This window comes from Streptomyces sp. NPDC050315 (genome assembly GCF_040655775.1).
Lineage (GTDB): Bacteria > Actinomycetota > Actinomycetes > Streptomycetales > Streptomycetaceae > Streptomyces.
Genome location: NZ_JBFAKN010000026.1, coordinates 1 through 1,068 on the forward strand (window position 1 = coordinate 1; position 1,068 = coordinate 1,068).

Consider the following 1,068-nt stretch of genomic DNA (forward strand, 5'->3'; position numbering starts at 1 on the left):
AGTAGCATGCTCAAGACCCGAAGCGGAGTGATCTAGCCATGGGCAGGTTGAAGCGGAGGTAAGACTTCGTGGAGGACCGAACCCACCAGGGTTGAAAACCTGGGGGATGACCTGTGGTTAGGGGTGAAAGGCCAATCAAACTCCGTGATAGCTGGTTCTCCCCGAAATGCATTTAGGTGCAGCGTCGTGTGTTTCTTGCCGGAGGTAGAGCACTGGATAGGCGATGGGCCCTACCGGGTTACTGACCTTAGCCAAACTCCGAATGCCGGTAAGTGAGAGCGCGGCAGTGAGACTGTGGGGGATAAGCTCCATGGTCGAGAGGGAAACAGCCCAGAGCATCGACTAAGGCCCCTAAGCGTGTGCTAAGTGGGAAAGGATGTGGAGTCGCAGAGACAACCAGGAGGTTGGCTTAGAAGCAGCCACCCTTGAAAGAGTGCGTAATAGCTCACTGGTCAAGTGATTCCGCGCCGACAATGTAGCGGGGCTCAAGCACACCGCCGAAGTCGTGTCATTGCAGCAATACTCCCAACGGAGGCTGTGATGGGTAGGGGAGCGTCGTGTGCCGGGTGAAGCAGCCGTGGAAACGAGTTGTGGACGGTTCACGAGTGAGAATGCAGGCATGAGTAGCGATACACACGTGAGAAACGTGTGCGCCGATTGACTAAGGGTTCCTGGGTCAAGCTGATCTGCCCAGGGTAAGTCGGGACCTAAGGCGAGGCCGACAGGCGTAGTCGATGGACAACCGGTTGATATTCCGGTACCCGCTTTGAAACGCCCAATATCGAATCAGAGGATGCTAAGCCCGTGAAGCCGGCCTGGAGTCTTCGGACAAAGGGACGTGGTGGAGCCGGTGACCCGAGTCTGTAGTAGGTAAGCGATGGGGTGACGCAGGAAGGTAGTCCAGCCCGGGCGGTGGTTGTCCCGGGGTAAGGGTGTAGGACGCACGGTAGGCAAATCCGTCGTGCATGATGTCTGAGACCTGATGCCGAGCCGATTGTGGTGAAGTGGATGATCCTATGCTGTCGAGAAAAGCCTCTAGCGAGTTTCATGGCGGCCCGTACCCTAAAC

1 rRNA gene is annotated in these 1,068 nt (G+C 56.8%); it reads left to right on the forward strand.

Annotation, left to right across the window (positions count from 1 at the left end):
* A 23S ribosomal RNA gene (locus AB0I82_RS36365) occupies nucleotides 1-1,068 on the forward strand; the annotation flags it as partial.